The following is a 26814-nucleotide window of genomic DNA, read 5'->3' on the forward strand; positions in this document are numbered from 1 at the left end:
TTCGATAATTCGGCATGCCGCCCGGTTCGGACATGCGGTATCCGCGGGCCGCGTGCGGTCAGAACGCTATCAGATCGCAGCACTCACGGCCGAAACCTTGTCCTCTCGGGCCTGAGCACACCTGCTGAGAAGCCGCGCGAAGAAGGTAGCTGTGCAATCTGCATCCAGCATCGACGCGCGTTACGGATGGTGCGCAGTCCGCCTGATCTTTGTCTTCTCGCCGACGACAGTGGTCGCCCCGACGGGATCGGATGTGCGGGCGGCGAGGCTTGCGCGGGCAAGGTGCTCCGGAAGTGCCGCGGAGAACTTCAGCCCCCGTACCGCGTTTGCGTCAACGGGGGGAGGCGGCCCGCCCCTAGCCGCGCGGAGCTCGGCCAGCCCCGACCTGATCTCGCTGACCGTGAGGTCGGAGTGGAGGCGCAGCGATTCGGCGGTGATCTTCTGCCGTGCCGGTACGAGGTCGGTGGCCCACGCGGCAAGGGTGCGGTTGACCTTGCTCCCCGCCCAGGTCCACCACCGCCAGTCGTCCCGGCTGTCGCGGGTGATCACGAATGAGTCTTCAGCGACATGGTCTCGGCGTAGCAGGCGCTGGTCCTCGAGACTGACGACCGCCCGCTTCGTGAGAGTCACTCCAGCGGGGACGGCGCCGAGCAGGACCTCTCTGATTCCACGGGTGATGGCGAACGAGGAACCGTCGGGTACCGAACTCCACTTGGCGCGGCCGGCGATATCGGTGGCTTCGACGTATACCTGCCGTCGCTTCCAGTCGGTATGCGTAACCTGCCACGACCTACCGGCCAGGAGCAGGATTCGTGGGCCTTCGACAACATCGGTGAGGACGCTCGATTCCACCGAGCCGATTTCTTGTCGCCCCGCGAACACCGTGAACTCCGGCGCGGCCGTGAACACGGCGAGGAGGTCCATGAAGTGGCGTCGGCCGAAGTGCTGCTCGGCTTCGGGCCCGATGAAGGCGCTGCCGGCGTCGTGTTCGAGGAACCCTCCGGCCAGCAGGTGGTCGAAGATTTCCTGTCCGTCGGCATCGAACAGTGGGAGCCGTCCCCATGCCTGTTGCCAGCCACTGAGCGGCACCCGGCGGGTTTGCAGGGCCGCTGCCAGTAATTGCTGGGCGGCGATATGCCGCGGTTCCGGGGTCGGGACCACGGGCTCGACCCACCCCGAAGCCCAGCACTGCAACATCCCGAGTGTGTCGAGGACAGCTTGGTCGGTGAGGCCGAGGAAGAGGCAGTTGCGGGTTGTGCCGGGCCGGCGACCGGTGCGGCCGAGCCGCTGCAGGAACGATGAGACCGTGCGCGGTGCGTTGATCTGGATGACGCGATCCAGATCGCCGACGTCGATGCCCAATTCAAGGGTGGAGGTGGCGACGATGACGCAGTCGCGAGCTTCGGCGAACGCCTGCTCCGATTCGCGGCGTTCCGCGGCGGACAGCGACGAGTGCGAGACGAAGGTGGTGATCTCGCGTCGGCGCAGCTCGGCGCCGAGTTCTTCGGCGAGGCGGCGGGAATCTACGAAGACCAGGCGCTTCTCGCCCGAGTGAAGTGCGGCGATCACCTTCGCGGCGTTCTCGACGCTACCGACGGAATCTACGGTGATCTCCGGTGCGACGGCGCTGCCGAGCACTGCGGGGGCAATGACCCGGCCGGGTCCGGTGGTTCCACCCTGGAGCCAGCCGAGAAGCTGGTCCGGGTTTCCGACGGTGGCGGACATGCCGACTCGTTGCAACCGCCTGCCGAGGAGTGTTTCGAGGCGGGCGAGGACTGCGAGCAGATGCCAGCCGCGGTCGTCGCCGGCGAATGCGTGCACCTCGTCGACCACTACGGCCCGGAGTCCGCTGAGCAGTTCACCGGCGTCCACGCTTTCGGAGACCAGCATGGATTCCAGAGATTCGGGGGTGGTGAGCAGGATGTCGGGCCGGTCGCGTTTGATGCGGCCACGGACCGATTGGCTGACGTCACCGTGCCAGTTCATCGCGGACCGGCCGAGCCATTCGGCGTACTCGGCCAGCCGGGGCTGCAGGTTGTTGAGCAGTGCTTTGAGCGGGCAGATGTAGAGCACCGAGATTCCGGTCCATCGCTCGGATTGCATCCGCGTCAGCAGCGGGAAGACCGCGGCCTCCGTTTTGCCGCCAGCGGTGGGCGCGAGCAGGATCGCGTCGGACCCGTTGATGATGGGCGAGACGGCTTCGGCCTGGAGCGCACGCAACCCCGGCCAGCCGAGCGTATTGACAATGTGGTGCTGCAGGGCGGGATCGAGCCGGTCGAATCCCGTCACCTAGAGCTCCACATCGTCGGCGCTGACCGCGCCGCGCTCGGTATCGGTGAGCTCCGTGGTGGTGACGGTCAGCGCATAGTGCTGTCGTGGATCGAAATCGGGGAATTGGTCGACTCGGTCGAGAATGTCGAGGACCAGTTTCTTGAGGAACAACCGCGGCGAGATACCGACCTGACCGCCGAGTTTTCCGGCGACAGCCGAGGCGAGGGCGCCAAGGTACGCGTCATCCACGAGCGTGCGAATGCGTTCAGGTGCCTGTGCACCCTCGGCGTATACCGAGCGAACCCGCATACCGACTTCGACGAGCCGGTCGAGGTCGAATCCGGCGAGCCGGATCTGCGGAGCCCGCGGGTTGTCGAACCGGGCGTCGGTGGTGAAGTCGGTGTGCAGGCGCTGAGCGAGCGGCGGAAGCGACTGGATGCCGAGCCGGCCGTCGAAGAAGGCGGGAGTACCGGTGATGAGCAGGTACAGGCCCGGGTAACGACCGGAATCGAGTTCGTCGATCCACTGCCGCAGCGCATTGAGCGCCTTGGCCCGGCTGTCCGAACGCATCCGCTGCAGTGTTTCGACCTCGTCGATCACCAGCAGCAGACCGGGATGCCGTGCGCCTTCCAGTACGGCGAGCAGGCCCTGCAGGAAACCCATCGCCAGGAAATGGTCTACGTCCTGGCGCACTCCGGCCGCACGCTTGGCGCCGGCACCCACGTGTGGTTGTCCCCCGAGCCATGCGACCAGTGCATCCGCTGTCGCCGCGTCACCCGAGGTGAGGGCGGCACGGTAAGCGCGCAGCACCATCGGATACACCGGGGTCGCCGAAGCGACCGTGGCGAGACGCCGTTCGAGCAGCGTGTCCACCTGCTCGACCGTGGCCTCTTCCACCCCGGCGGCCGCCGCGGCGTCCTCTTCTATCCCGAACAGCCAGGCGTCCAGCACATTACGGAATGCCGACGGTGGAAACGCCGCGGTGCGCAGTGACTCGGTGGTGCGCCGATAGACGGTTTCGAGTTTGTGCAGCGGCGTTTCCAGCTCGCTGATCTGTACCTCGGCCACCGCCAAACCGCGGCGCATCGCCCGCTGCTGCATCCATCGGGCGAAGAACGTCTTACCGGACCCGTAGTCACCGCGTACGGCTTTGAACATGGACCCGCCCGCCGCGACGGCTTCGAGGTCCTCGTCGACAGCGGGTACGAACCTGTCGATGCCTACAGCGAGCGCATCGAGGCTGCCGGCCGGGACGGTGCCCTGGCGCAGTGCCTGCAGGATCTCGCGCCGCCGGACCGGTGACAGCGCGCTCACGGCGCCACCCCGTACTGTTCGAACATCAACCCGGCTTCGAGTTCGACCTCGGTCCCGTTGTCGGATAGCACCACGACACCATCGGTGTTGAGTACCTGGGCGAGCACTGCGATCGCGGGACGCGCGCGGGTGGGTTTGACCTCGAGGACCTCGGCGGCACGCTGCAGCGGCAGGCGGCCGTTATTGTCGACCAGATCCCGCAGCAGCCGGCCGATCGCCGGCTTCTGGAATTTCGGCCGGAACTGCTGATACTGCTGTTTGAACAGTTCGCTGCCCAGCAATTCGGCGATGCGGTCTCGTTCGGCGGGCGCCGGTCCCCGGTCTGCGACTGGGGCTCCCAGATCGAACAATACGTCGGAGGACGCCGCGGGCTGCACTGCGGGAGCCGGTTTCGGTCGCCCAGTGGGCTTGCTCACGACCGGAGCCGGTGTCGGCTCGGGGTCCTTCCGCGTATCCGTCCACCATGCGGGTTGCGGCGGCGGCACCACCTCGAGCTCGAGATGTGGCGGTACAGCACCGTTGACCAGGATGGTCACCGGGATGATCGCCTCGGCCGGCGAACCACCACCGTGGTAGCCCGCTTTCAGTCCGGTGTAGCGCAGCTGTTCGTCCACGGCCAGAATCGCCCGGTTGTTCGCGGAGAGCACGCGCTCACCGGTGATGAGAATTTCGTCCTCTTCGGCCGCAGGACCCGCAACGGATGCCGGCCGGTACCGAGCGGAGACCTGCTGTCCACGCTGCACGCTCGGTTGTTCGCGCCGTTCGACGACGTGCCCGTGATCGCTCACCAGGACAACGGTCCGGCCGACAGCGGCCGCTGCAGTGAGCAACGGTCCGAGATGTTTGAAGCTCGACGTCCGCCAAGCCGTTCCGATCGGGTCGGATCTGTCCAGCGCATCGTCGATATCGTTGAGCACACAGGCGACCACCGGCCGGTGGGCGGTGTCGTTGACGGCGTCACGCACCACATCCGACAGGGACTGGGCGCGGGTGACCAGGTCCATCTCGGCCTTATGGAACAGTACCGGCGCGACCGTCCCGAATCCGTTGCGCTGCAACCAATTCGAGAATCCCGATCGCTCCTTGTCCTGCCCGCCTTCGGCGAGTACGCCGCTGAGCAGCGAACACCGCGAGAACTTGGTGACGGTCGGCAGCGCGGCGAGCGCCGTATGCGGCCACGGGATGGTGGTCGATCGGCATTCCTGCCATTGCGGTCGATGACGGCGCAGCGCATCCACGACCACTTCGTTGGATACCGCCGCGCTCATCCCGTCCGCGATCACGAGCAGTACCGGCGACGGCTTCGGGCCTTCGGAGGTGACACCGTGGAACCCGCCGGTGGGTCCGGAGGGTTTGGCGGTGAGTGGTTTGACGATGCGGTCGAGGACATCTTCGATCGGAAGCAGATCGCCCGAGTCCGGCCGGTGCGCACCCTCGGCGCGGAGTTGTTCGGCGAACAAGCGGTCGGCTTTCCGGCGCTCGGCACGCACAGTGCCCATGATCCGGTGGGTGGTCTCGGCGAGGCGGTGGTCGTCGGCGCCCACGAACGCGTCATTGACCGCGTCGTCCACCCACGACAGATCCTGCCGGTAGTAGGTGAGCCAGTCGGCGAGTCCGCCGGGGGTCGACCAGGCAAGGTCGCGGCGGCGCAGCAGTCGTAATGCGGCCGCACCCACCTGGACGTCGCGGGGTGCGTCCGGGGTGCCCACCCGGGCGGCGCGGTGGGCGACTACATCCGCCCACGCATTCTCCGCGGCGCCGAGGTCGCGGGAATCCACGGCCGCGGCGAGTGCCGCCGCGAATTGCGCGATACGGGGTGCCAGCGCCATCGGCAGCACATCCGAGCGGGCGACCAGCGGCTCGGCCCGCAGCCGGCGCACGGCGTCTTCGGCCCGGCGCAGCACCTCATCGGGCACATCGGTGCCGGTCACCGCGAGCGCCGCGGCGTTCCCCCAGGTGGTGAGCTGCTGTTCGGTGAGCGTCTGCCCACCGAGCTCGACCTCCAGCAGCGTCCGCACCTTGATGGTGATATCGCGTGGCGCGCTGAACGACGCGCTGCTGTCCCCCAGCAATGCCGCGACCAAACCCAGTGGCACGAGTTCCCCGGGCCCGCGCGTGCGCCATACGGTGACGAAGGTCGGTCCGAGGGGACCGAGCCGGTTGCCGATCCAGGTGTAGAACTGTTCGAGCAGGGCGGGATCGGTGTCCTGCCGCCACACGTCGAAGCGCGCGGTCGCCGCCGTATCCATCGACCACAGTGCGATGTGGTGTGGGGTGTATTCGGCGGGCCGCAACAGGAATTTGTGTTCCGAGAGCTTTGCGAAAAGGTGGTCGTTGGTGAGGACGCCACGTGGCGCGGGTGCCTGTGGGCCGTCGAGGTCACGCAGGGCCGCGCGGGCGGCCTCGTTGTTCAGCGACAGCAGATGGAACTCCTGGCGGGCAGCGCGGAACAGCTCCCGCAGCGCCGGCCACGGGTCCAAGTTCGACAGGCGGCCGGCAGTGAGATGTTCGAGGACACCCACGGGCAGGTCGCCGGATTGACAGTCGGTGAGGATGACCACCCAGTCGGCGCGATGCCGTTCGGTGAGTGCGTCGCGGATCGCGAGCACGCTCGTTGCGGTGCGGACGCGCACTGTTTGCCCGTCCATCTCGAACGTCTCCGGACCCGACCACACCGGGACGGCCGCTATCGCCACCACGCCGCGGGCATGGTTCTTCTTCTGGAATCCGGCGATCTGGCCACGCACCGCCGAAAAGTCCGCTTCGGGCAGAACCGCCGTGGTCACGGCTCCACCTTATTGATGGTGACCGTGAACGTGGCGTTCGGTTCGGTGGCGAGAAGTTCGAGCATCCGCTTCTCGACAGCGGAGAAGCCGTCCCGGCCGCTGATGGTGAAGGTATGCAATGACGCACTGGTCTCCGGCCGAGCCGGGACGGGCGGTGCGGGCACCGGCGCGGGTTGCGGCTGCGGGGCCGGTGCCTGCGCGACACCGGTCTCGAGCCAGGTGTTGCGGGCGTCGTCCGCGACGCGCAGGGCTTCGCCGAGCGGGCGCGACAGTTCGTGCTCGACGAAGGCGGCCGCGAGGGCGTTGACGATCGACCGCGCCTGCCGTCCCCGGTCGTCCGCGCCGGCTGCCGCGGTGCGCAGGATATCGAACCGATGCAGGGAGTACCTGCTCACCGTGTCGGCGACCACACCGGCGGTCGTGGCACTCTTCCCGGCTTCCAGGTCGGTGCCGGTGAGCGCAGTGGTCGCGATGGCGTCGACCACGGCGAGGTTGTCGAGATGGTTGAGGCGTGCGTCGAGCATGCTGTTCAGCTCGCGGGCGAGAGCGAGCCGCTCACCGGATTCGAGTCCGAGATACCGGTATGCCTCGGTGAGCACGTCGATGAGCCGCACCCGGTCGGCTCGCCCGGCGGCCGCGTGGTCACGGACCTGCTGGACGAATGCCGCGACATTGGACGCGGTGAGATATTCGTTGACGACATTCCCGGTGAGTTTCTTCCATCGGGTGCAGGCCTGCGCCCACACCTGCCGGTCGGGCAGTGCTTCGAGGCGCAGGCTGGTGCCGCGGCGGAACTCACCGATTCCGGGTTCGTCGATGGGGGACGAGTGCAGGAACCAGGAGCGTTTGCCCTGTGCCGCCCAGGCACCGGCGACGAGGTCGACCATATCGTCGGTCAGTCCCCGCTTCGGCCCACTCGCGACGATCGCGCTGCGCAACTCCTCGATGGGCACATCGTCGGATTCGTCGACCCCGGCGCGGGACAGTTCCTGGGTGATGCGGTTGCGCCAGGTGGCGAAATGTTCCGGTCCGGCCAGCAGGTGGGTGTCGTTGGTGCGGGCGACACTCAGCGATTCGACGATCCGCCGCACGATATCGCGTTCGCTGCGTTCGAGCGCGATCCGGCCGTCCGCCAAGGCCTGCGCTTCTCGCAACCTGGCGAGTGCGGTGTTGAGCTGGCGGCGGGTGATGAGCTGGTCGGCGGGGGTGAACTCCGGGTGATCGGGGTAGAGCGCCGCGAAGGCATCGTCGATCAGGCGGTTGGCCGCTTCACCCAGATCGTGACCGATGGGCGGCTGCACGGCGAATCCGGCGTGCAGGGAACGGAGGGGTGGCTGATTCTCGGGGAAACCGGCGCCGGCGGCGACGCCGTACGCGACTTGGATCGCGGTGCCGAGCTGTCCACGCACTTGTGTCTGCTGCTGCTGCAGGATCGAGCGTGCGGCCGTGCGGTCGGCGTCGGACAGTTCGTTGGCGTAGGAGGCCCATCGGTCACCGGCGAGCACATAGTTGAGGATGACCAGCCGCCCGAGTTGGCGGTTCACCTTGTCGCTGAAGAATTTCGGCAGCCAGACCACGGTGAACCGGTTCTGGCCGGTGCGCAGCAGTTCGTCGATGCGGTCGTGATCTTCGCCGGTGGTGTGGCCGGCCTCGTCGAAGGGGAGGTCGACGATCAGCCGGAGCGCGCCCTCGACCGAGGGCCGGAAGGCTTCGTCGGGCAGGTAGCCGTGGTCGCGGACATTGCCGAACACCACTTCCACCTGACGCTGCGTGCCGCGCCAGACCCGTTGCCGCAGTAGCGCGTTGTCGACCGTGTGCTCGGCGCCCAGCACACCGAGTTGTTCGGAGAGCAGCTCGCGGATGAGTTCACGCCGCCGCCCGTCGGTGTCCTCGGCCTGCGCGCGGCGCACGATCCGCTCGTAGTCCACCGATTCGAGAGTGACTGAGATGATCGGGTTGGCGTCCGCGGTGACGGCCAGTTCGGGAATCTCCGCGGCCCACTGTTTGACCTTGCCGGTGATCTGCCCGATCTGGTCGCCGGGGATGAGACTGATGACGCTGCCGTGGTTCAGCGACGCCAGGCGTGACGCATCGACCTGCTTGAGCGCGGGCACATTCGGTGCCACCGCCGACATGAGCAGCGTTTTGGCGATACGGATATCCGCGCGCAAACCGGGCGGCACATCCTTGTCGAGGGTGGATTCGGCGACGTTGGCGTTCCGGAAGAGCAGCGGCCGCAGCTTGTCGGTCCACAGCGACCGCGCCATCTTGAATGTGTGCACGGCGGCATCGTTGATGGGGGTGGCGTTGGCGCTGTCGATGATGTAGTCGAACGCTTCCCCGACGGGGATGACGTGATCGATGGTGAGCCGGTCGGCATTGTCCTCGAGCATCTGCTGCATGACCTTGAGCGCGGTGCGTTCGCGCTGCATCTGCCCGGACAGTTCGCGCAGTGTCGCGATGAGGGCCGGCGAGAACGGGTAGGTGAGTTTGAACGCGTCGGCATCGGCCCCGCGGTGCCGCTCATCGGTATTGATACCGTCCAGCAGCACATCCCACACCTGCGGACTGCGGTCCAGCCGTTCGAACGCGGTGCTGAGCGCCGCTTCGGCTGCGGCGTCGCGTGGCTTCAGTAGTCGTTTGTGCGCGATATACGGCAGGTTCTCGTCGCCGAGTTTCACCAGCCCGAAACGGCCCTCTTGATGCGCGAAGGCCCGTTCGACGGCCTGCTGGATCGCGCCGGCATCGGGCCCGCTGGCCACCCATTCGGCGAGATTGTGCTGGCGCGCCACGAACGAGATGACCGGCACCGCGAGTCGTCCCCGGCTGGTCTCGACCAGTTTGGTGATCTTCTGGACCTCGGCGTTGAACCGTTCCCGCTCGGTGATGAGGAACGTCAACCACAGCACCAGCTCGTCCAGCATGAGCACGACACCGTCGTAATTCAGCGATTTCGCGTGATCGGCGATCACCGCGAGACCGTCTTCGAGGGAGAGCCAGTCGGTATTGCGGGAGTAGCTGGTGAAGTAGGTGGAGATCAGCGCCTGCTGCAGCCGGCTGCGCTCGGCCGCGCCGGCATCCGGTGCGCTCGCCGCCGCGTAGGTTTTGGGAGTCCATGCGGAGGTGGCGGCACTACCACTGAGCGCCTTCCAATCCACCTGTGTGCTCGCCTGCGGAGCCCCCGAAGCATTCAGGGCGGCGAAGAACTTCTCATCGCCGACTTCTCGGCGCCTGTTGTCGGCATCCTCGAAAAGCCGGCCCGCCGAATGCAGCACGGGCGGCAACTCACCCGGATGCAGCGCAGTGATCTGGCGCAAGCACTGGTCGAACAGCGCCGATTCCATATCCTCCGAACCGAGGAAATGGAACGTCAGCCGCAGGAACTTCGCCTCGTTCACCGCCAGGTGCGCGGTAATGACCGGCTGCAGATCCGGCACCGATAGGGCCGGGGGCTCGTGCCCAAGGATCCCGTGCAGCATCGCCATGAAATGCGATTTACCGGACCCGAACGATCCGTGCAGAAATGCCGCCTTGTTCTCCCCCGTGCGCAGCGCCTCCTCGACCACCGCCAGCGCCGAGTCGAACGCTTCGGTGAGGGCAGGTGTCACCACATAGGAGTCGACGGTCGCCGCGAGATGCTCCGCACCCACCGAATCGGAAAGGCGCAGCACGTAATCGCTGGTGCCTTTCGATTCGGGGATATCGAACGTCTCCCGCAGGGTACGCGCGGGCGTGGAGCCACCGGGGAACACTACTGGCCTGCCTTTCCTGCTGTCGCCTTCCGGCCACGGGTCTTCTTCTCGGGCCGCCATGCCGCCAGATCTTGCACCGGCGCACCGACAGCCGCGGCTTTCTCGGCGAGCTGGGCGCTCAGGTACTCGGCGAGATCGACACCGAGATTCGGGTCGACACCGGAATGCCACTGTTTCACCCAGGGCAGCACCTCGGCGATCCCGGCGACAACCGGCACGAGGGACGCCAGCGGCATACCCTCCGACTCCCGCCAGGCATAGATCGTGGCGAGTGCCAAACCCTGCTGGGCATGGTTCCAACCGGCCCAGCCGAGCAGCGGGGTCGGATCGGTGTCACGCCCGGCGTCGGGGTAGGCGATGAATCGTTCCTTGGGGACATCGAGCTTCCCGCGATGCGACCAATACGAGGTTTTGAGGAAGTCGGCGCTGGTGTACTTCGGGGGGACGGGGATATCGGTGGCCTTGATCAGCCCGGCGTCCTCGTCGCGCTGCATATCCCACACCCGCTCCCATTCGGCCCGCTTCCGGAGACCGGACTCCTTGTAGCGGAGAGCGGCGAGATAAGGGACAGGCTGGTCGGCAAGCAGTTTGACAAGCGTGGCGGTGACCGGGGCGTCTTTCTGCCCTGCCCACAGGTCAAGGGCTTCGATGAACTCGGGGTCCTTCTCGACATGCCCGGCGAGTTCGCCGACAGAACGCGGGAGCGGGGTGCCTTGCGGGGTGAACCAAAGGCTCTGGTCCTCGAGCTTGTCCAGCAGCCAATCCTTCAAAGCACGCTGAAGTTTGGCATCCCATGAGTCGCCCGCCCATCGCCGCTTGTATTGCGGACGTTCGAGCAGCCGGATATATGGATTCGATCTAATTACGGAGAGACGCTTTTCCACGAGTTCTCGGTATTCAGCTGGCCAGTCTGTGGGAATTTCGGACTTGGCAGTGGAGCCATGGCGGGTAAACCAGTCGCTCTCGGCCTCACCCGCTGCGATCTTGCGGGCCAGCGCGATCTCGAAGGCGCGTTCTCCCAGAGCAATCCCTGGGGCGTGGCCCACAGGGAAAGTCAGATCCTCGTCGATCAGGCCGTAGTGGCGATACACCTCCCAGTCGAGTTCTTCCTGCTCGGCGACCAATTTCGACCGTACGTCAGCATGTTCATTACGAGCCGACTCAGTTGTGGCGTGAGGGGCACCGCTGGCTGTGATTGCCGAATTTGGCTCGTGTCCTGCCAGCTGACTTGCCAGCGTATCGATTCGTCGGGCACGCAGTAGTGGAGCTTCCTTAGTCAGTGGGAAGTCCTTGAGCGTTGTGCCCGTGAACTCGTAGAAATTCTCCCACTCCGACAGCGTCGTACGGGCGCCCTTGTTATCGACGGTGCTTCCTTTGTTGTGGCTGTTCTGCTTGAGCCAGAAGCACGCGGTCGAGCTGTTGAGGGCTCCCAGCAACCGCAGATGATCGTCCTCGCTCGCCCCCTCCGGCAACTTGATCACCGGCGCGGTACGGTTGAACACCTTGCCGCCACGATCGAGCACGAAGTGATTGTGCGTCGCAACAAACGCAAATCCGATCCCGAGTGCGTTTCGGTAACGCTTAGGGAAGAACATAGAGTGGTCGAACCACCTCAAGCCGCGTTCAGTGAGAGTTTGTTGATAGTCGACGCGGCGGCTCAGAGCAGTTCGGTTGAGCCACAAAGTTTGAGCCGCAGCTTCATCAAGCTCCTGCTGTAGCCCTTGCTGGTTATAAGGAAATATTGTTACAAGATCAGGCGACATGGCGTAATCGCGAAGGTCTTCACCGAGAACGATTGGGACGGTATCGCCAGTGTATCCGCGCGTTCTGGCCGCCTGCGGTGTGACATAGAACGCATCGTCCAGTCCTGTATGAGTTGTCCTGCCAACAGCGTCACAGTGTTCAGAAAGTGTGCTGAATCCAGCGCCTTCGATTGCAGAAAGGGTATCCACAGCCCCACCGCCACTCAAGCTCCACGGATGCTTGCGCAAGTTATCCCGCGGCAGGTCGGTTACCGAAACCCACTGGTCCTCAAATCCAGGTTCGTCGACATGCTCGGTGATCGAAGTCCATACCAAGCCCTTGGCGGGGTTTTCCGGCGCGCCCGGCTCTCCTTGAATGCCGAGAACGGCGCGGACGGTGTCGTGGGCCTTCTCCGCGTTCCGCCCTGCAATAATCACGGTCGGCGTACCGTGACCCGGGATATACGCTCCCGAGGTATCGGCAACCAGCCGAAGATCCTTACGGGCAAGGAAATTTTCGATCAGCGGAACACCGAACTCACGTTTCATGAAGGAGTTCGACGTGATCTGTCCGGTCCACCCCGCACGTACTCCGGTCTTCGCAAGGTCGAAGAACTTCTCCATGAATGGAACCGTCAGTGCATATGTGCCCTTGCAGTAGTGGTAGATCTCCCGGTAGCGAAGGTTCAATGCCTTGTCACTGACCGTGATATAAGGCGGGTTCCCCACCACCACGTCGTACTGCCCCGGTGCGAGGATACGCCGCAGCTCGCGCGCGTCTTCGGTGCTGTAGGTGAAACCCGAGGCGACGGCGTCTTTGTCGAATGCCGCGTCACCGAAGTCGAAGGCCTCCTTACCCCCTTGTTCGGGACCGTGCAGCAGCGAGTCGCCGGCCGCGAGGTTGAGGGTGAACTTCGGTGTGTGGACCAGAGATATCTCCTCGCACGCCTTCATCGCCGCGACGATCAGCCGAAACTTGGCGATCGCAACCGCGAACGGGTTCAAGTCCACGCCGTAGACCGAGGCCAGGGCGTTGTCCACCCGCGCACGTAATTCGACACCAGGCGCTTGCCGATGCCATTGCTCGACCAGCCGAGTGAACGCACCGAGCAGGAAGTGCCCGGACCCGCAGGTGGGGTCGATGAGTTTGAACCCTTCGAGCGGCCGGTCCTTCAGCGCCGGCTCGAGGGTCTGATCGAGGATGAACTCCTCCACGAACTCCGGCGTCTGCAGGAGCGCGTACTTCTTCTTCGCGAAGTCCGACAGGTCCTGATACAGATCCCCGAGAAACCTTGTGGACAGTGTTTCGTCCCGGAACGACCACCCCAACTCGCCCGAGTCATCGGTCTGCCGCCAGAATCCGAGCAACTGCTGTACCGCGTCCGACGAGGGCGAGATGATGTTCAATGCCGCGTGCTCGTCCACCAGCGCCTGCGTCGCCGGGTTGTTCCGCAGCGCATCGAACGACTGCTTCAACCACTCGCGGTACGAGCAGTCCTGGTGCTCGCGATAGAAGGCGTTCTCCGCATCCACCGCACGCTGTCGAAGCAGCGGTGTCGGCCCGGCGATCCACACCGCCGTCTCACCGAGTAGCAGGTTGTCCTCGCAGAACCGGACGAATACCGAGGTGAGCAGCCAGCCGACGGCCGCCTGGGTAAGCTGATCCTCCGACCAATCCGTCCATGAGGTCGCGGTGCGCTGCTCGCTCACCGCTTTGCGGTGGGTTGAACGCCATTCTTCGAGTTGTAACGAGTCGGCATTGAGGCGCTCGCGCATATCGTCGACCAGGAGGGCCAGTTGTGGCTTGAGGGCAGCTGTCAGTTGGCTTCCGGCGATCGTGGCCAATGCCATCAGGCGGGTTCCTTCACTGTCGTATCAGCGTTGTGCGCGGCCGCGCCGAGCAGCGCAGCCACCTCTCTATCGTCGATCTGCGCGAATTGTTCCGGGCTGTTGATCGGCAACCGGGTGCCGTCGACCTTCGACCCCGGACGACCACTGGCCTCGTCGCGCTGCGGCACCAATACCCACACCGCGTGCCGCGGTGGGGTGGTCAGATCGGTCCAGCTGCTCAGCACCTCAAGCTGTCCATAGGCGGCGAGCGTCGACAGATCGGTAAGAACCACCGGGCCGGGTGCGGTGTCGACGGCCTCTTTCAGCGTCGGGATCGCCTGCGCGACAAACCCTTTCAGTCCTTCGCGATCGGCGGCCGCGCCGGCGTCGGCGGCGAGGATCATATTCCAATCGATCCCCGCGGCGGTAGCCCTCGACCGAAGAGTGCTCAACAGCAGGTCGGTCACATCGATGTGGGTGGCGCCGAATTTGTCGGTCAGCACTTTCGCCATGTCATCCGAGGTGCCCAATGGGATCCCGAGCGCTCGGAACGTGCGCTCCTGTTTGCTCGCGAGGAGCAGGTATTCCACATCCGAGGTCCCGTGCTCGCGGCGCACCGGAGTAGACGGGCGAGTGTGCCGGGTCGGCACATAGGACGCCGCGGCTTGTTCCGGTGTGAACTCGTACCGGCTGAGCGTGTCGTTCCACTGCATATCCGGAACCACCGTCTGCACCAGGGCATCGAGTTCCGGACGCCGGGGCAGCGCCTTGGCCAATGCGGGGAAACGCGCCGCGAGCCGGGATTCCAGTTCGGGGCGTCCGAACACATCGCTGGACGATATGCCGCGCAGCAGTATCCGCAGGGCTTCGTCGATCGGCATCGACCGGGCGTGCAGTTCGTCGTTGGAGGTCAACGCCACCTGTGTCGATGCCGCGGCCGCGATACGCAGGAGGGTGTGCGCGGGGATCTCCACCGCATCGGCGGCGAGGTCCAGCAGCGCCGCCGCGGCCGCGCGCAACGCGGGTTCGCAGTCACCTGGCGACACCAACTGCGCCCCTTGTTCCGGCGCGGCGAGCACCAGCGTCTCGGCCTCGGCCGCGAGCACGGCGGGCAGCCTGCGAGGGACACCTGGCAACGAGATCATCGCGACCGTCCCGGAACCGTGTCTGCGCACCATGTTCACCGCGGCCGGGTCGGCGTCTTCGGTGGTGGCGTCGACCCGCGGTGGCGAAGCGAGCAGTAGCCGCAGCACGCCCAGCGCGGTGCGCTGCGGGTCAGCGGCGCCGTCAGTAGAGAGGGCGCCCGCGAGCTCGCGGGCCAGCAGGTCCGGAGTCGATACACCACCCGAGGATTCGAGCCGGACGAGCATCCGCCGATACAGGTCGGCAATAGTGGCTTCCAGCCGTGGATTCTTCGACCACAGTTTCGGGAACTCGCCGAAGATCTGAGCAATCCGAGCCGGGGTGACGCTGGCCCGTGGCGCGAGTACCTGGTAAGTGACGAAGGGATCATCCGGGCTCTTCGCGTGAGTGCCGAGAACCAGCTCGACGACCTGCCTGCGCATCGCCGACGGCTTCGTCGCGGCGGCGAACGCGAACATCTCGGCCAGCGCCGCGAGCGAGCCGACCGTATCCGACGGCTCGGGCGCCGGCGTCGAAACTGATGCAGGCTTCTTCGTTTTCGGCGCGGGCTCGGCCGGGGCTGCGAACACCTCGACCCATGCGGCCCGCATCGCTGTCGCGGTATCGAAACGCTTACGGACATCCCGGGCCAAGGCGATTCGGAAGAACGCCGCCAACGCTTCGGCACGAGTGGAGCTCATCCCCGCCGAGGTGAAGTCTTCGGCGGTGACGGCGACATCGTCGTCGAGCACCCGCGGATCGCTCAACCCGTCGCCGTAGACAGGGGTCGCGGCGGTCGCCATCTCGTAGAGCACGACGGCGGCCGAGTATCGTTCCGCCGCCGAATCGTAGGAGGTGCGGATACCGCTGCCCAGGAACGGATCCCGATAAGGCGGGGTCCCCGCATCGACCTGCTCGACCGGAGCCCGCGACAGTGAGAAATCGAACAGCGCCAGCCGGGCCTTCGCCCGCGCTCGGCCCTCGGGTTTCGCCAGGCCGAGATTGGCCGGTTTGAGATCGCGATGGGTGATGCCCGCGGCGTCGAGCGCGACCACCACATCGAGCAGTTCCTTACCCCAGGTGCGTAATTGCGCTTCACCGAGCGGGGTGTAGCGCACGACATCGGCGAGGGTTTGCTCGCCGCAGTTGCTCAATAGCAGTGCCGTGCGGTTCGCCAACTCGATAGGGCCCTCGAGCAATTCGACCACGCCGGGCACCGGCGGTGACTGCCGGGCGAGTTCGGTGAGGACCTGGGCTTCGTCGTGCAGCCTCGATGTGGCCGCGTCGTCCAAGCCCACTTTCAGCACCCGCAGGTGGTCATCGTGTTCCCGGTCGGCGACCAGCACCCCGCGCGCGGTGGAACCCGCGCCCAGCACCCGCATCACCTCGAACCGGCCACCCAGCAGCGAACCGGGCGCCGGGTTCAGCGGGTCGGCCTCCGGCGCCGCCCACACGGCCAGCCGATCACGGCGGTAATCGATGAGCTCCGCGACGAACTGCTGCGCATCGAATTGCGGGCGGCCCGAGCGGCGGTCGGTCTTCATCCGCTGCGATACCGAAGGCGCTGTTGCTTGCAGTACCAGCGCACGCAGCGTCTCATCGATGAATCCGGTGCCCGACGCCGCCAGGTCCAGACCGTGCTCCTGACGCAGGCGCTCCTGTAGTGCCGCGCGATCACGGGCCGGTGCCTGCCCGCCGGACAGCAGGTAGTAGGCGAGCGCGCCCAGTGAGAACACATCGAGAGCCAGCCGGTCCGCATCCGGCGCCCACCTGTCCTCCGGCGCCTGATACACCGCGTCGGACGGTGCGCTCCCGGGCGGCGGCGGTGTCCGCATCATCGTCGACGCCGGGGTATTGCCGCCGTGCACACGGCCGGCCCAGGACCAGTCGGCCAGCCGCACCCGTACCTCACCGCGGTCGAGCGACTCGATATGGAGGAGGACCGTGCTCGGGCCCAAACCTCGATGAGCCACGTGGTTGCGGTGCGCGTAGGCGACGGCCTCGGCGATCTGGGTGAGGACCTGCAACTGTTGGTCGGCGGTGAGGATGCGGGTGGCCAGCGCCAGGTCGAGCGGCTCGTAGCCGGGAAGGTCCCGGTAGACGAGGACGGTATTGCCGTCGTCGTCCTGCACAAGATCGTGCGGGGCGACGATCGCCTCGTGCCGCAGCGACGAGAGCAGCGAGAACTCGCGTTGCATCCGGCGGTGCGCCGCGGCCCTCGCCTGCGTCGGCGTGCCTGGGTTGAAGGAGACGACCCGCGCGCGACCCGGCTCACCGGTGCCCTTATGGGTCGCCGACCACTCCTGCCAGTCGTCACCGCTGGCCAGCGGTGTGCCCGTGATGGTCCAGGAGCCCGCGTCACGCTCGGTGCGGCGGGCGATACCCAGGTTCCGCAAGGCCAGCGCGATGATGACCGACAGGTCCTCGTCGATCCGCCGCGTATCGGTGGGCGGTTCCAGCAGACGCGTCGAGATCCCGGGCAAACCGGTCTCGTCCTCGAGACCGTCGAGACCGAACAGCCCGGATTTTGCCAGGTCGGGCATGTCGACCCGGAAGGGTGAACCGTGCAGGAACACCGACTCCTGCACGAACGGCAGCGCGCGCCGCACCTTCTCCACATTGAGCCCGTGCTCCAGCGCGACCTTGCGCGCCTCCTCCTCGATCCGCGTCGCCAGTCGCTGCGCCTTACGGCGGGTGAGTAGCAACGGAGAGCGTTGGGTGCGGGGCTTACCACCGCGTATGGTGCGAATCCAACTCGTCTCGCTACCCCGAAGCTCCCCGGTGTAATGCTTCAGCTCCACCAGATGCAGCCGGCGCCGGCCGAGGACCAAGGCGTCGACCTCATGCCACTGGCCGTGGTTGTCCATGAACTCGAAGTTCGTCCACGCCCGGTAAGGTGATGCCTTCGGAACGACGTACCGAAGCATCGACAGACCATCCGCTTCGTGCGGAAACGCCGACTTGGATACCTCGACCCACCGGTCGTCGTTCTGTGCCACGTCACCACCTACCGCTCAGTCCCCCGCGGCCGGTTGCGGGTCGCGTGCATAGGTAGGCGACATTACCAATCGCTGGACGGCCTCGAGTATCGGCGGACCAAAATGCCTGGACACTCTAGCGAGCTGGTCACGAGCTTGCCGGGCAGGCGAACACTAGTGAATCTGTAATACACAGGTGCGGTCCCACGCCGGCCGGCGCGAGCCGGCCGTCTGACTCGAGCCGGTCAGCTCGCGGCCTGTGTCCTCCCCCACAGCATCAGCGCCCAGCCGAGACAGGCGAATGCCGCCGTGCTCGTCACTGTGCGCACAATATTCCAGGCCACCCACCGCGACTCCGCGAACGCTTCCCGTACCGCTGCCGGATCGGCCAGGTCGGCGGGTGCGCCCGCAGCCTTCAACGCGTCGTTGAGCGGCAGATGCACGGCGAAGGTGATCACCACCGCCACCAGGTAGAGCAGTGCCGCGGCCGCCGCCCAGAACAGCACCGAGCGCCTGTCGCCACCGAGGTTCAGCAGCGCTGCCGCGATCGACAGGATCAAGGCGCCCAGGAAGGTGGCCAGGAACAGCGGATTGATGATCGCGCGGTCGATCGCCTGGTACGCGCCGATGAAGGTGCGGTCGTCGGTCGTCCGCAGGCCGGGCATGATCGCCACCGCGTAGATGCCGAACACTCCCGCCATCAGGCCGGTGGCCACGGTGGCCGCGATCAGTACGACGGTCCGGAATCCGTCCATCTCTTCTCACCTCGTTCGAGTAGTCCCCATTCCCGTTCGAGGCGTGCGGAGGCAGCCCTGAACAGGGCAACGGTACCGGCGGCCACCTGCACCCACCAGTGCTGAAAACGAGGGCGCTCCAGCATGGCTACGCCATCACTCCGCTCCGCAGCGAAGAGCCCGATATTCGTCGGTGAACTACCGGAAGCGAAGCCCGACCCCGACTCGGAACTGTCGACCGTGCGGATAGGTGTGTTTGTCTGTCACCTGTGATGTCGAAGTCGGTCCGTGCCGGTACCCATGCTCTCGCCTGGGCCGCGACGCTGGCAGGAGCTGCCGGGGTCGGGTTGCACTTCAACCGTTCGTCGGCGCAACCGCTGGTCTTGGGCGCTTCCATCGCGCCGTATCTGATGGTTTCCGCACCGGTCGCCCTGGCGGTGTGGGTGGCTCTGCGGCAGTGGCGTGGCGCGGCGGTGGCGGCTCTCGTTGCCGCCGCCGCGGCATGGACCCAGGTTCCGCTGTATCTCGGCCATCCGGGTACCGCCGACGGCCCCGAGTTGACGGTGATGCAGGCCAATCTATTGTTCGACGGAGCCGACCCTCGGGCCCTTATCCAGGAGGTGCGGGACCGGAAGGTCGGTGTGCTCACCGTCAACGAACTCACGCCGGCGGCAGTCGAGGATCTCGGCCGGGCCGGCCTCGACCAGGTATTGCCGTACCGGTACCTCTCACCCGGCCGGACCGCGGCCGGCACGGGGATCTGGAGCGCCTACCCGCTGTCGGAAACCGTCGAATACGACGGCTTCGTCCTGAACCAGCTCGCGGCGACGGCGACTATCCCCAGCGTCGGGCCGGTCACGGTGTACGCGTTCCACCCGGTGCCACCGGTTTACGGCACACAGGTCTGGGCCGATGAGTTGTCCCGGCTGCACGACATTCTCGGCCGATCGCCGGCCGACCGGCCGGTGATCGCCGGCGGCGACTTCAACGCGACCCACGACCATTCGCAATTCCGCGCGCTGATATCGGGGCGTTTCCACGACGCGGCCGAGCAGGCGGGTGCCGGACATCTCGTCACCTACCCGACCGACAAATGGTGGCCGCCGGTGGTCGGGATCGACCACATCGTTCTCGCGGACGCTCACTCGGTCGCGGTGGAAACCGTCGGACTACCCGGCGCGGACCATCGCGCCCTGGTCGCACGCGTCCGTCTGCCGGGTGTCCCTTGACAAGCCCCCAACAGAGACCCGGTGGCGGCGCGACGGTGCAACCTGGAACACGGCAAACCGTACTCACGGCCGCGCCCACCCCACCAATGCTGGAAATGATGGCTGCCACATTCTCCGGCTGCGGGCGCGCAGGCCATACGATTCAGGCATGTCCTCGCCCCGGATTGAGAAGCCCGACCTCCCCGAGTACATGACCTGGTCGGAACTGGAGCGACTGCCCGGGGAACTGGCGGATCAGATCGAGCTGTGGAACGGGCGCGTCGTGTGGGTGCGGCCTGGGCCACGCGAACACCAGAAGTTCACTCGACGACTGGTCAACGAGATCGAGCGCTGCGCGCGTGAGTACATGTCCACACGTCCCGAGCACTGCTGGGAAGTCGAGTCCGAAACCAACGTGTTCCTGGGAGCTACCGGAAAATCGGACTTCCTGGCGCCGGACTTTCTCGTGCATCGATGCATTCCGCCGTACCAGGATGTGCACGCTGCCGACACAGTGCTGGTCGGTGAAGTGCTGTCGCCGTCCAATACCCAATCCGATATCGAGGCCAAGAAGAGTCGATACGCCGCCGCGGGAATCCTCTGGTACTGGGAGGTGACTTTGCGACCGGATATCAGCGCCATCGCGACGATCCTGGCATATGGCCTGGAAACCAGGGTCGCCGAGTTACCCGAGGGCGTCCGCCCGCTGCACCGATCCGATTATCGCCTGGTGGGCGAATGGACGCACAGTGCCCCGGTGGGGGTGTCGTTCGGGTATCCGTTCCCGATCGATATCGGATGGTCGGCTCTCGCGTTCTGAACAAGAGTGCGCATCGCCCGGCAGCGTCGACCGGCTGTCGCCGCCGAGGTTCGGCAGCGCCGCGGCGATCGACAAATTCGTGCGGGCTTACCTGTCAGCCCCGCGCACGCGGGGATGGCCCGGATTCGGACCGGGGCCTATCCGGCTCAGCAGGTCCGCCAGGCACGGACTCTGCTGGAGCTCGATGAGAACAATCCCGATCGTGTGGGGCCGGTGCCGACCCAGGAAGTGGTCGCTGTCTGATCGGTATGTCCGGCTGGGTACAGGGAAGGCATCGTCTGCTGTGTGTCCGATTACGTGTTCGCCGAGGGTCCTCCGAGGGGTGTCGACGCCGGGGTAAAGTGGGCCGATCGTCGCAAGGTGTGGGGGTGGAATATTTCCGAATCCGAGGACTCGGGTCCTGTACTCCAGGTGGTTCCCGACGAGGTGGCCGACGCGGGCCAGTTCGTGCAGCAAACCGCGGACGCACTGGTCAACGCATTGAGTTCACTCGACATGGATATCGACGGTCTGTTCGAGGTATGGAAGGGTGTTTCGGCCACTTCCTATCGGGCAGGCTGGCAGGAGACCAAGCAGGGGGCGATCACAGTGCTGGAAGCCTTGGCTGATATCGCGGAGTTGCTCGGGGTAAACAGTCGCACCTACGTCGAGCAGGACGACAGCAACTCGCAGAGCTATGGCTCGCTGAACATCTGAGTCGGCGACAGAAGGGGACAAGGTTGGACGAGAAAGCATTTCAGGTCGATCTGGCCGAGCTGGAGAACATCACCTCGCGTGTGGGAAACTTCGTCGGATTCTTGGCCGACAGTCTCACCGGCCTGGAGCAGCGGATGACGGTCCTACATCAGACCTGGAGCGGTGACGCGGCGATCGCGCAGACCGATGCGTTCCGGCAATGGGCGGCGGGAGCGACCGACGTCGCCGAGGGAATAGACATCATGCGGCAGGCGGCCGTAGCCGCGCGAGACCGGTATACCGCCGCGATCGAGGCGAACCGTCAGATGTTCGGGCGATGACGTTCATCAGTGTTGCCCCGGGTGTCTACTACGAGGCGGCAACGATCTGCAATTCCGCGGCAGTCGCGTTATTCGGCGTTGTACGTACCCAGTTCGGCAAGCTCGCGTTCGACACGAAAGACATGGCGGGCAGTATCGGCGACGGCAAGATATGGGCGGAATCCTACGATCGGCAGACCACCGACACTTACCTTCTGTTCAAGAACCTGATAGGCGCCATCGATAATTATGCCGACATTTTGATCGAGGCCGGCTACAACCACGCGATCGCCGACTACGACGGAAACGGCCCTGCACCCGAGCGTCCCGTTACGCCGCAGCCCGCATTCATGACCTGCCCGGCGACGCCGGCTTCCGCCGGCGGTCCGGGAAGCGGACTGGTAGATGATGGCCTCGACCTCGCAACTCAGATCGGGGTGCCGATCCCCGACGGGGACGCCGACAAGTTGGGCAAGGCCGCTGCCTGCTGGACCGCCATGGCAACGGACCGAGCAACCACTGACCTCCCTTCAGAACTGGAACGGGCAGCTGTTCTGTTCCAGGCTGTGACGGCCCCTGACGCCTCCTTCATCGATGAAGACCTGCGGGAGATGAAATCGGCTGCTCAGGAATTGATCGCCGCGTTCGCCGACCTGGCAGCGGCGTGCCGCGATCAAGAAGCAGCGCACCGAAAGCAACGTTCGGAGCTCACAGCGGTACTCGAACAGATGGCACTCGACATCGGACAGGATATCGCTGTCGACCTCGTGCTGTACGTCGGTGCATCGCTGGTTACCTTTGGAATGGGCGCGGCGGCAGTGACTGCGATCCGTGCCGGCCGGTACGTCCAGAAAGTCGCCGTCTACGTCGGCAAGCTCCGAAAGGTCCTCAACGACTTCAAGCTGAAAACTGTTGTTTTGCTGAAGACGCCGGTTTCGGCGACCGGCCGACAGATGCAGCGCATCATGGATCTGATCAAGAAGCGCAGTGATGATATCGGTGACCGAAAGGTCGATGTGCCCGGCGGAAAGGCGCCGACGCCGGGAACAACTGAAGACAGTGTCAACAAGAAGCTTACGAACTACCTCCTGAACCAGGATCACCCTGCCGGGGGGCCGAAGGCGAAGTGGTTCGAACAAGCCCTCGGATACACCAAGGAGAACCAGGCGGACTTGGAACGGCAGATCAAATTCGATCCTGAGACAGCGGTTGAGACCGGGACTACGCAGTACGGAACCAAATACAATCAGACCATCCCCATCGTAGGTGCGAATGGTAAGACGATAGAGGTGAACTTCGCCTGGATCAGGAACGAGGACGGCGTTGTTCGGCTGGTGACCGCGATTCCGACCAAGAAATAGAGGAGTGGAGTGTACAGCGAAGGTGATGCGGTAAAGCTGGTGCATGCAGTGTCTCCGGAAACCCGGGAGTTCTGGCCTGACTCGGGTGACGAGGAAATACCCGCTCGTAGTGTCGGTGCAGTGGTGGCCGTCTACGGGTCCGAGTCTCGTGAGGTATCGTACGAGGTCGAATTTGTTGCCGACGACGGTGAAACACTCGGAGTTGTCACGTTGAACGAGACCGACATAGTACCGTTCGATTGAAGTCGGCCGTGCGAAACCGGGTTCGTCCGCAGAGGTCCGAGAATCGGCCTCGTCGGTACGGACCCGCAACAGCGTCTGCTGGGCCTGCGCCGCACTCGTTCCCTGATCGGGCAGTACTCGTGCGCGTAGCCGCCCCGGGTGTAACTGTTCCGACAGCGTGGTGGCTCGGCAACCGTACCTGCATCGACGACCGGGGGACGTTGTCGATCGGCAGACGCTGCGCTTGAAATCCGTGGATGCGCCGCCGAAACGAAGTCCGCGCCCTGGCGGTACCTCAACTCTGAACTGTCGATTGTGCGGATAGATGTGTTTGGCTGTCGCCTGTGATGTCGAAGCCGGTCCGCGCCGGTACCCATGCTCTCGCCTGGGTCGCGACGCTGACAGGAGCTGCCGGGGTCGGGTTGCACTTCAGCCGTTCGTCGGCGCAACCGCTGGCCTTGGGCGCTTCCATCGCGCCGTACCTGATGGCTTCCGCACCGATCGCCCTGGCGGCGTGGGTGGTCATGCGGCACTGGCCGCCGGTGATCGGGATCGACCACATAGTTCTCGCGGACGCTCACGCGGTCTCGGTGGAAACCGTCGGACTACCCGGCGCAGACCATCGCGCCTTGGTCGCACGGGTCCGTCTGCCAGGTATCCACTGACGAGCCCCGACAGAGACCCGGTGGCAGCGCGCCGGTGTGAAACACTACTCGACGACCCAGCGGTGCACGCCGAGCCCGGAGCCGTGCTCGACACCGCGGCGCGCGATGATCGGCGCGATTCCTTTGCCACGTACGAGTTTCCGATACTTGTCGTGGTCGTAGGCGCGGTCGGCATAGACCCGAACGGGCCGGTGACGGGGCCGGCCCCACCGGCCGCACATGCGACCCGTCCACCGGAGCCCGGGACCAGTCGATCAGGTCGCCGGCGTTGAGTTCTGCCAGCAGCCCATGCAGCCGCTGCCACACCCCGGCCTCGTGCCGATCACGCAACCGCCGCCAGCACGTCATCCCCGACCCGTAACCCATCTCCTGCGGCAAGAACTCCCACGGAACCCCGTGTACAACACAAACAATGTGCCGCACAACGCCTTCCGGTCAGCCAACCTCTTGATCAGATGGCTTCTTCGCGTGCGAAGGAGCCATGGTTTCTACTGAGTGACCGGGTTGTACACCAGATCGTAGACCCGCACTCCTGCGGTGTCGTACCACCCGTCGGCGCCTCGGCTGTAGACGATGTTGCCGTCGCCGCCGTACCAGTGATCGGCGTCGTTGGTCCAGTTCCGCCTCTCCGGGCTGATCGACTCTCTGGCTTGGGCTTGCAGTTCAGCCATCGTTTCGGGGGCGAGACCCGGGCCAGGGCTGGCCTCGGCGGCGGCGCGCGCTTCGATGATCCGGGCGTTGAACTGGTCGAATATCGCCTGGTTGCGAGTGTATTCGTCGCTGTTGAAGTAGTCCTCGCCGGTCAAGAGCGGCTTTTTCTTGCGGCCGGTGAATCGTTCGAACACAGGGCATCCCCTTCTAGATCTCGGTCATCTGAACGATGGTACGGCCGTTCGGAAGCGTGACCACCTCATGCACCATGAACGGTGTGTTGGGCCCGAACATCACTTCGTCGGGGCGTGTGGCGTACTCCCCGACAGGCTTGCCGGTCTTGCTCACGATCTGGAACTCGACGTTCTGCTGCTTGACGAATTCCGGGTCGATGCCTCCGTGCTTGAGAGTGCTGTATGTGAACCCGTGTTCGGTGACCGGCTTTCCCGGGACGTAGCGAGCCAGTTCTTCCGGGGTCAGAGTGATATGGCGAACCAGCGGACCCTCGTGGGAGGGCAGCTTGGCGAGGGCCTGTTCCAGCGCGGCAGCGCGGCGCTGTTCCTCCGATGTCAATGGCAGGCCTCTGGTCAGCTTTTCATTGAGGGTCATGCCACTGTCGGGCGACCTCATGGCGGCAGTTTGGATAGCCTTCTCGTCTTCGGGGCCGAACGACCAATCGGTGCTTTTACCGGGCCGGTGGCCGCCGGGCGCCTTCTTGTTGATCATCTGCCAGATCCGGTCCATGTTCGTCTTGTGGCTGGAGAAATCCGGAACGTCTTTGAACCCGCGCCCCAGGCCGGGGGATTTGAACAGCGTGATGAACGGTTTGATCTTCGCCCCGTACTTGGCGCACAGAGTCGAGTGCGTTTCGGAAGAGCAATGTCTTCGTCAGCGTGGCTGTCTTCGGCTCGAACATGTCGGATCGGGAAGGCGCCAGCAAACCTCGGGCGGGGCGCGGCGAGTTGGCGCCCGGCGCTCGCGCCATCGCGGAGGCGCTGACGGGAAACCTCGGTGCCGTGCTCGCCTCGAACTGAAATCAGTCCCTTCGGGACGAACCGGCCCCGCTGCTCGGCGCCGACACCGCCGCGGTACTGGCCGACCTCGGTGCCGCCATGATGCGGAACCAACCGCACTCCGGCCGAGCGGCGAAAGTGCGGTCGGTTCGTCCCGGGTATGTGCCCGTCAGTCCGCTGAGCCGAGTGCGCCCGTGCGCAGGCCGGAGGTGAAGGCGTCCCACTCCCCCGGACCGAAAACCAGAGCCGGGCCGGTGGGGTTCTTGGAATCCCGCACACCCACCAGTCCGCTGCGCAGATGGGCGACCTCGACACAGTCATTGCCACTGGTGCTGCGGCTGCTCTTGAACCAGACCGCTCCGGAAAGGTCGATGCTCATCCGCGATGCTCCCTCGCCGCCACCTCGATGAGGCGCTGTGTATCCGACTCGTCCAATGCTACTTGCAATATCGAATCCCGAGCCGCTTGATACTGCTCGACCTCGCTCGGCTTGTCCAAGTACAACGACCCGGTGAACCCCTCGACATATATGACAGGAGATTCGGTCAGAGCTGGGTTCACGTGATCCGGGAAGTCCAGGTAGACGAAGTGCTTCGTGGTCCACCCAAGATGATCCGTGGCATCCAGCGGTACGACTCGTAGCGAAACGCTCGGCAATGCTGCCATCTCCAGGAGATGATCCAGCTGCTCCGCCATGGTCTCGGCGCCACCGATCGGATGCCGCAGCGCGGCCTCGCTGAGCGCGGCCTCGAAGGTGAAATCAGACGAGTTGTGCAGCCGAGCCTGACGACGCTGAAGCAGAGTGATCTCCCGATGAAGCTCGATCGGTCTTCCGAGCGGCTTCGCGATCTCCCACATGGCATACCGGTAACGGTGAGTTTGAAGCAACCCTGGCAAGGTCGTTGTCTGCCAGGTGAAGACCTCACGCGCAGCCTGCTCAAGCCCGAGGAACATCTCTGCTTCGGGGACCACTGCATCGGCAAACGACGACTGCCACCACCCGTCTTTGCGAGATTCCTCAACCAGCCACAGCAGTTCGCGGCGGTCCTCCGCGCTGGCCTCGTACGCATCACACAGCGCGTTGATCACCATTCTCTTGGTCTCGCTGGTGCGCCCGGACTCCAAGCGCCACAGGGTTTGCGCACCCATCTCGCACCGGCGGGCCGCGTTCGCGCGGCTCATCCCCGCCTCCTCACGCAGTTCCCGCAGGCGGCGGCCCAGGACCCTGCGCGGCAGGGTCGGTGGGTTCGTGGCGTTCGATTCGATCGACACTGATCTCTCCCCTTCGTTAGCGTTACTCGCGGTTATTCCAACTCAAATGGAATAGTCGAGCCGTTTGGAATTACCTAT

18 protein-coding genes and 1 pseudogene are annotated in these 26814 nt (G+C 65.2%); 7 read left to right on the forward strand and 12 right to left on the reverse strand.

Going from position 1 to position 26814, the window contains the following annotated elements; all coding sequences use genetic code 11:
* Positions 1-180: 180 nt before the first annotated feature.
* The 7 genes from IG75_RS0111040 to IG75_RS0111070 all read right to left on the reverse strand — a co-directional run bounded on the left by IG75_RS0111040 (position 181) and on the right by IG75_RS0111070 (position 18550).
* Positions 181-2289 (reverse strand): DEAD/DEAH box helicase, encoded by a 2109-nt coding sequence (locus IG75_RS0111040; protein ID WP_030521122.1) that lies wholly within the window; start codon positions 2287-2289, stop codon positions 181-183.
* A complete protein-coding gene (gene brxD, locus IG75_RS0111045) occupies positions 2290-3585 on the reverse strand; it encodes a BREX system ATP-binding protein BrxD (protein WP_030521123.1) in 1296 nt (431 codons plus the stop codon).
* Entirely contained in the window at positions 3582-6371 is a 2790-nt protein-coding gene (gene pglZ, locus IG75_RS0111050) for a BREX-2 system phosphatase PglZ (protein WP_030521124.1), read from the reverse strand. Before pglZ ends, brxD begins: the two co-directional genes overlap by 4 nt.
* A complete protein-coding gene (locus IG75_RS0111055; RefSeq protein ID WP_245713296.1) occupies positions 6368-10183 on the reverse strand; it encodes a BREX-2 system ATPase PglY family protein in 3816 nt (1271 codons plus the stop codon). The genes pglZ and IG75_RS0111055 overlap by 4 nt, the downstream gene beginning before the upstream one ends.
* The gene (pglX, locus tag IG75_RS0111060; RefSeq protein WP_030521126.1) at positions 10123-13716 is read right to left on the reverse strand and encodes a BREX-2 system adenine-specific DNA-methyltransferase PglX; all 3594 of its coding nucleotides are present in this window, start codon (positions 13714-13716) and stop codon (positions 10123-10125) included. The genes IG75_RS0111055 and pglX overlap by 61 nt, the downstream gene beginning before the upstream one ends.
* A complete protein-coding gene (locus tag IG75_RS0111065) occupies positions 13716-17816 on the reverse strand; it encodes a protein kinase domain-containing protein (protein ID WP_051714485.1) in 4101 nt (1366 codons plus the stop codon). The genes pglX and IG75_RS0111065 overlap by 1 nt, the downstream gene beginning before the upstream one ends.
* Positions 17817-18040: 224 nt before the next feature.
* Positions 18041-18550 (reverse strand): anthrone oxygenase family protein, encoded by a 510-nt coding sequence (locus IG75_RS0111070; protein ID WP_030521128.1) that lies wholly within the window; start codon positions 18548-18550, stop codon positions 18041-18043.
* A 251-nt stretch (positions 18551-18801) separates the two neighbouring features.
* On the opposite strand from IG75_RS0111070, the gene IG75_RS0111075 reads away from it, so the two are divergent.
* The 7 genes from IG75_RS0111075 (at position 18802) to IG75_RS0111110 (ending at position 23800) form a co-directional block, all read left to right on the forward strand.
* Complete coding sequence (locus tag IG75_RS0111075) at positions 18802-19758, forward strand: endonuclease/exonuclease/phosphatase family protein (RefSeq protein ID WP_030521129.1); 957 nt, start codon at positions 18802-18804, stop codon at positions 19756-19758.
* A 148-nt stretch (positions 19759-19906) separates the two neighbouring features.
* Positions 19907-20557, forward strand: a complete 651-nt coding sequence (locus IG75_RS0111080) for a Uma2 family endonuclease (protein WP_030521130.1) — start codon at positions 19907-19909, stop codon at positions 20555-20557.
* Positions 20558-20842: 285 nt separating this feature from the next.
* Positions 20843-21253 (forward strand): WXG100 family type VII secretion target, encoded by a 411-nt coding sequence (locus IG75_RS0111090; protein ID WP_162183788.1) that lies wholly within the window; start codon positions 20843-20845, stop codon positions 21251-21253.
* A gap of 23 nt (positions 21254-21276) precedes the next feature.
* Entirely contained in the window at positions 21277-21573 is a 297-nt protein-coding gene (locus IG75_RS0111095) for a WXG100 family type VII secretion target (RefSeq protein ID WP_030521132.1), read from the forward strand.
* On the forward strand, positions 21570-22913 hold the full coding sequence (locus IG75_RS37315; protein ID WP_030521133.1) for a DUF6883 domain-containing protein: 1344 nt from the start codon (positions 21570-21572) through the stop codon (positions 22911-22913). Before IG75_RS0111095 ends, IG75_RS37315 begins: the two co-directional genes overlap by 4 nt.
* 9 nt (positions 22914-22922) lie before the next feature.
* On the forward strand, positions 22923-23156 hold the full coding sequence (locus tag IG75_RS38200; RefSeq protein ID WP_081876794.1) for a DUF4926 domain-containing protein: 234 nt from the start codon (positions 22923-22925) through the stop codon (positions 23154-23156).
* 323 nt (positions 23157-23479) lie between these two features.
* Complete coding sequence (locus IG75_RS0111110; protein ID WP_156058826.1) at positions 23480-23800, forward strand: hypothetical protein; 321 nt, start codon at positions 23480-23482, stop codon at positions 23798-23800.
* A gap of 47 nt (positions 23801-23847) precedes the next feature.
* Here the strand turns inward: IG75_RS0111110 and IG75_RS40195 are convergent.
* From IG75_RS40195 to IG75_RS0111140, 5 genes and pseudogenes are all read right to left on the reverse strand, one after another.
* Positions 23848-24237, reverse strand: a pseudogene (locus tag IG75_RS40195) (transposase); the annotation flags it as partial.
* Between the two features lie 51 nt (positions 24238-24288).
* Positions 24289-24645 carry a hypothetical protein gene (locus IG75_RS0111120; RefSeq protein WP_030521136.1) on the reverse strand — a complete coding sequence of 119 codons (357 nt, stop codon included), beginning with the start codon at positions 24643-24645 and terminating at the stop codon, positions 24289-24291.
* A 13-nt stretch (positions 24646-24658) separates the two neighbouring features.
* Positions 24659-25177: a hypothetical protein gene (locus IG75_RS0111125; RefSeq protein ID WP_156058828.1), complete on the reverse strand. Its 519-nt coding sequence runs from the start codon at positions 25175-25177 to the stop codon at positions 24659-24661.
* Between the two features lie 456 nt (positions 25178-25633).
* Entirely contained in the window at positions 25634-25843 is a 210-nt protein-coding gene (locus IG75_RS0111135; protein ID WP_030521138.1) for a DUF397 domain-containing protein, read from the reverse strand.
* On the reverse strand, positions 25840-26736 hold the full coding sequence (locus IG75_RS0111140) for a helix-turn-helix domain-containing protein (RefSeq protein WP_051714486.1): 897 nt from the start codon (positions 26734-26736) through the stop codon (positions 25840-25842). The genes IG75_RS0111135 and IG75_RS0111140 overlap by 4 nt, the downstream gene beginning before the upstream one ends.
* Positions 26737-26814 lie beyond the last annotated feature (78 nt).

Origin of the sequence: Nocardia rhamnosiphila NBRC 108938, from assembly GCF_000720425.1 — a bacterium.
GTDB lineage: Bacteria > Actinomycetota > Actinomycetes > Mycobacteriales > Mycobacteriaceae > Nocardia > Nocardia rhamnosiphila.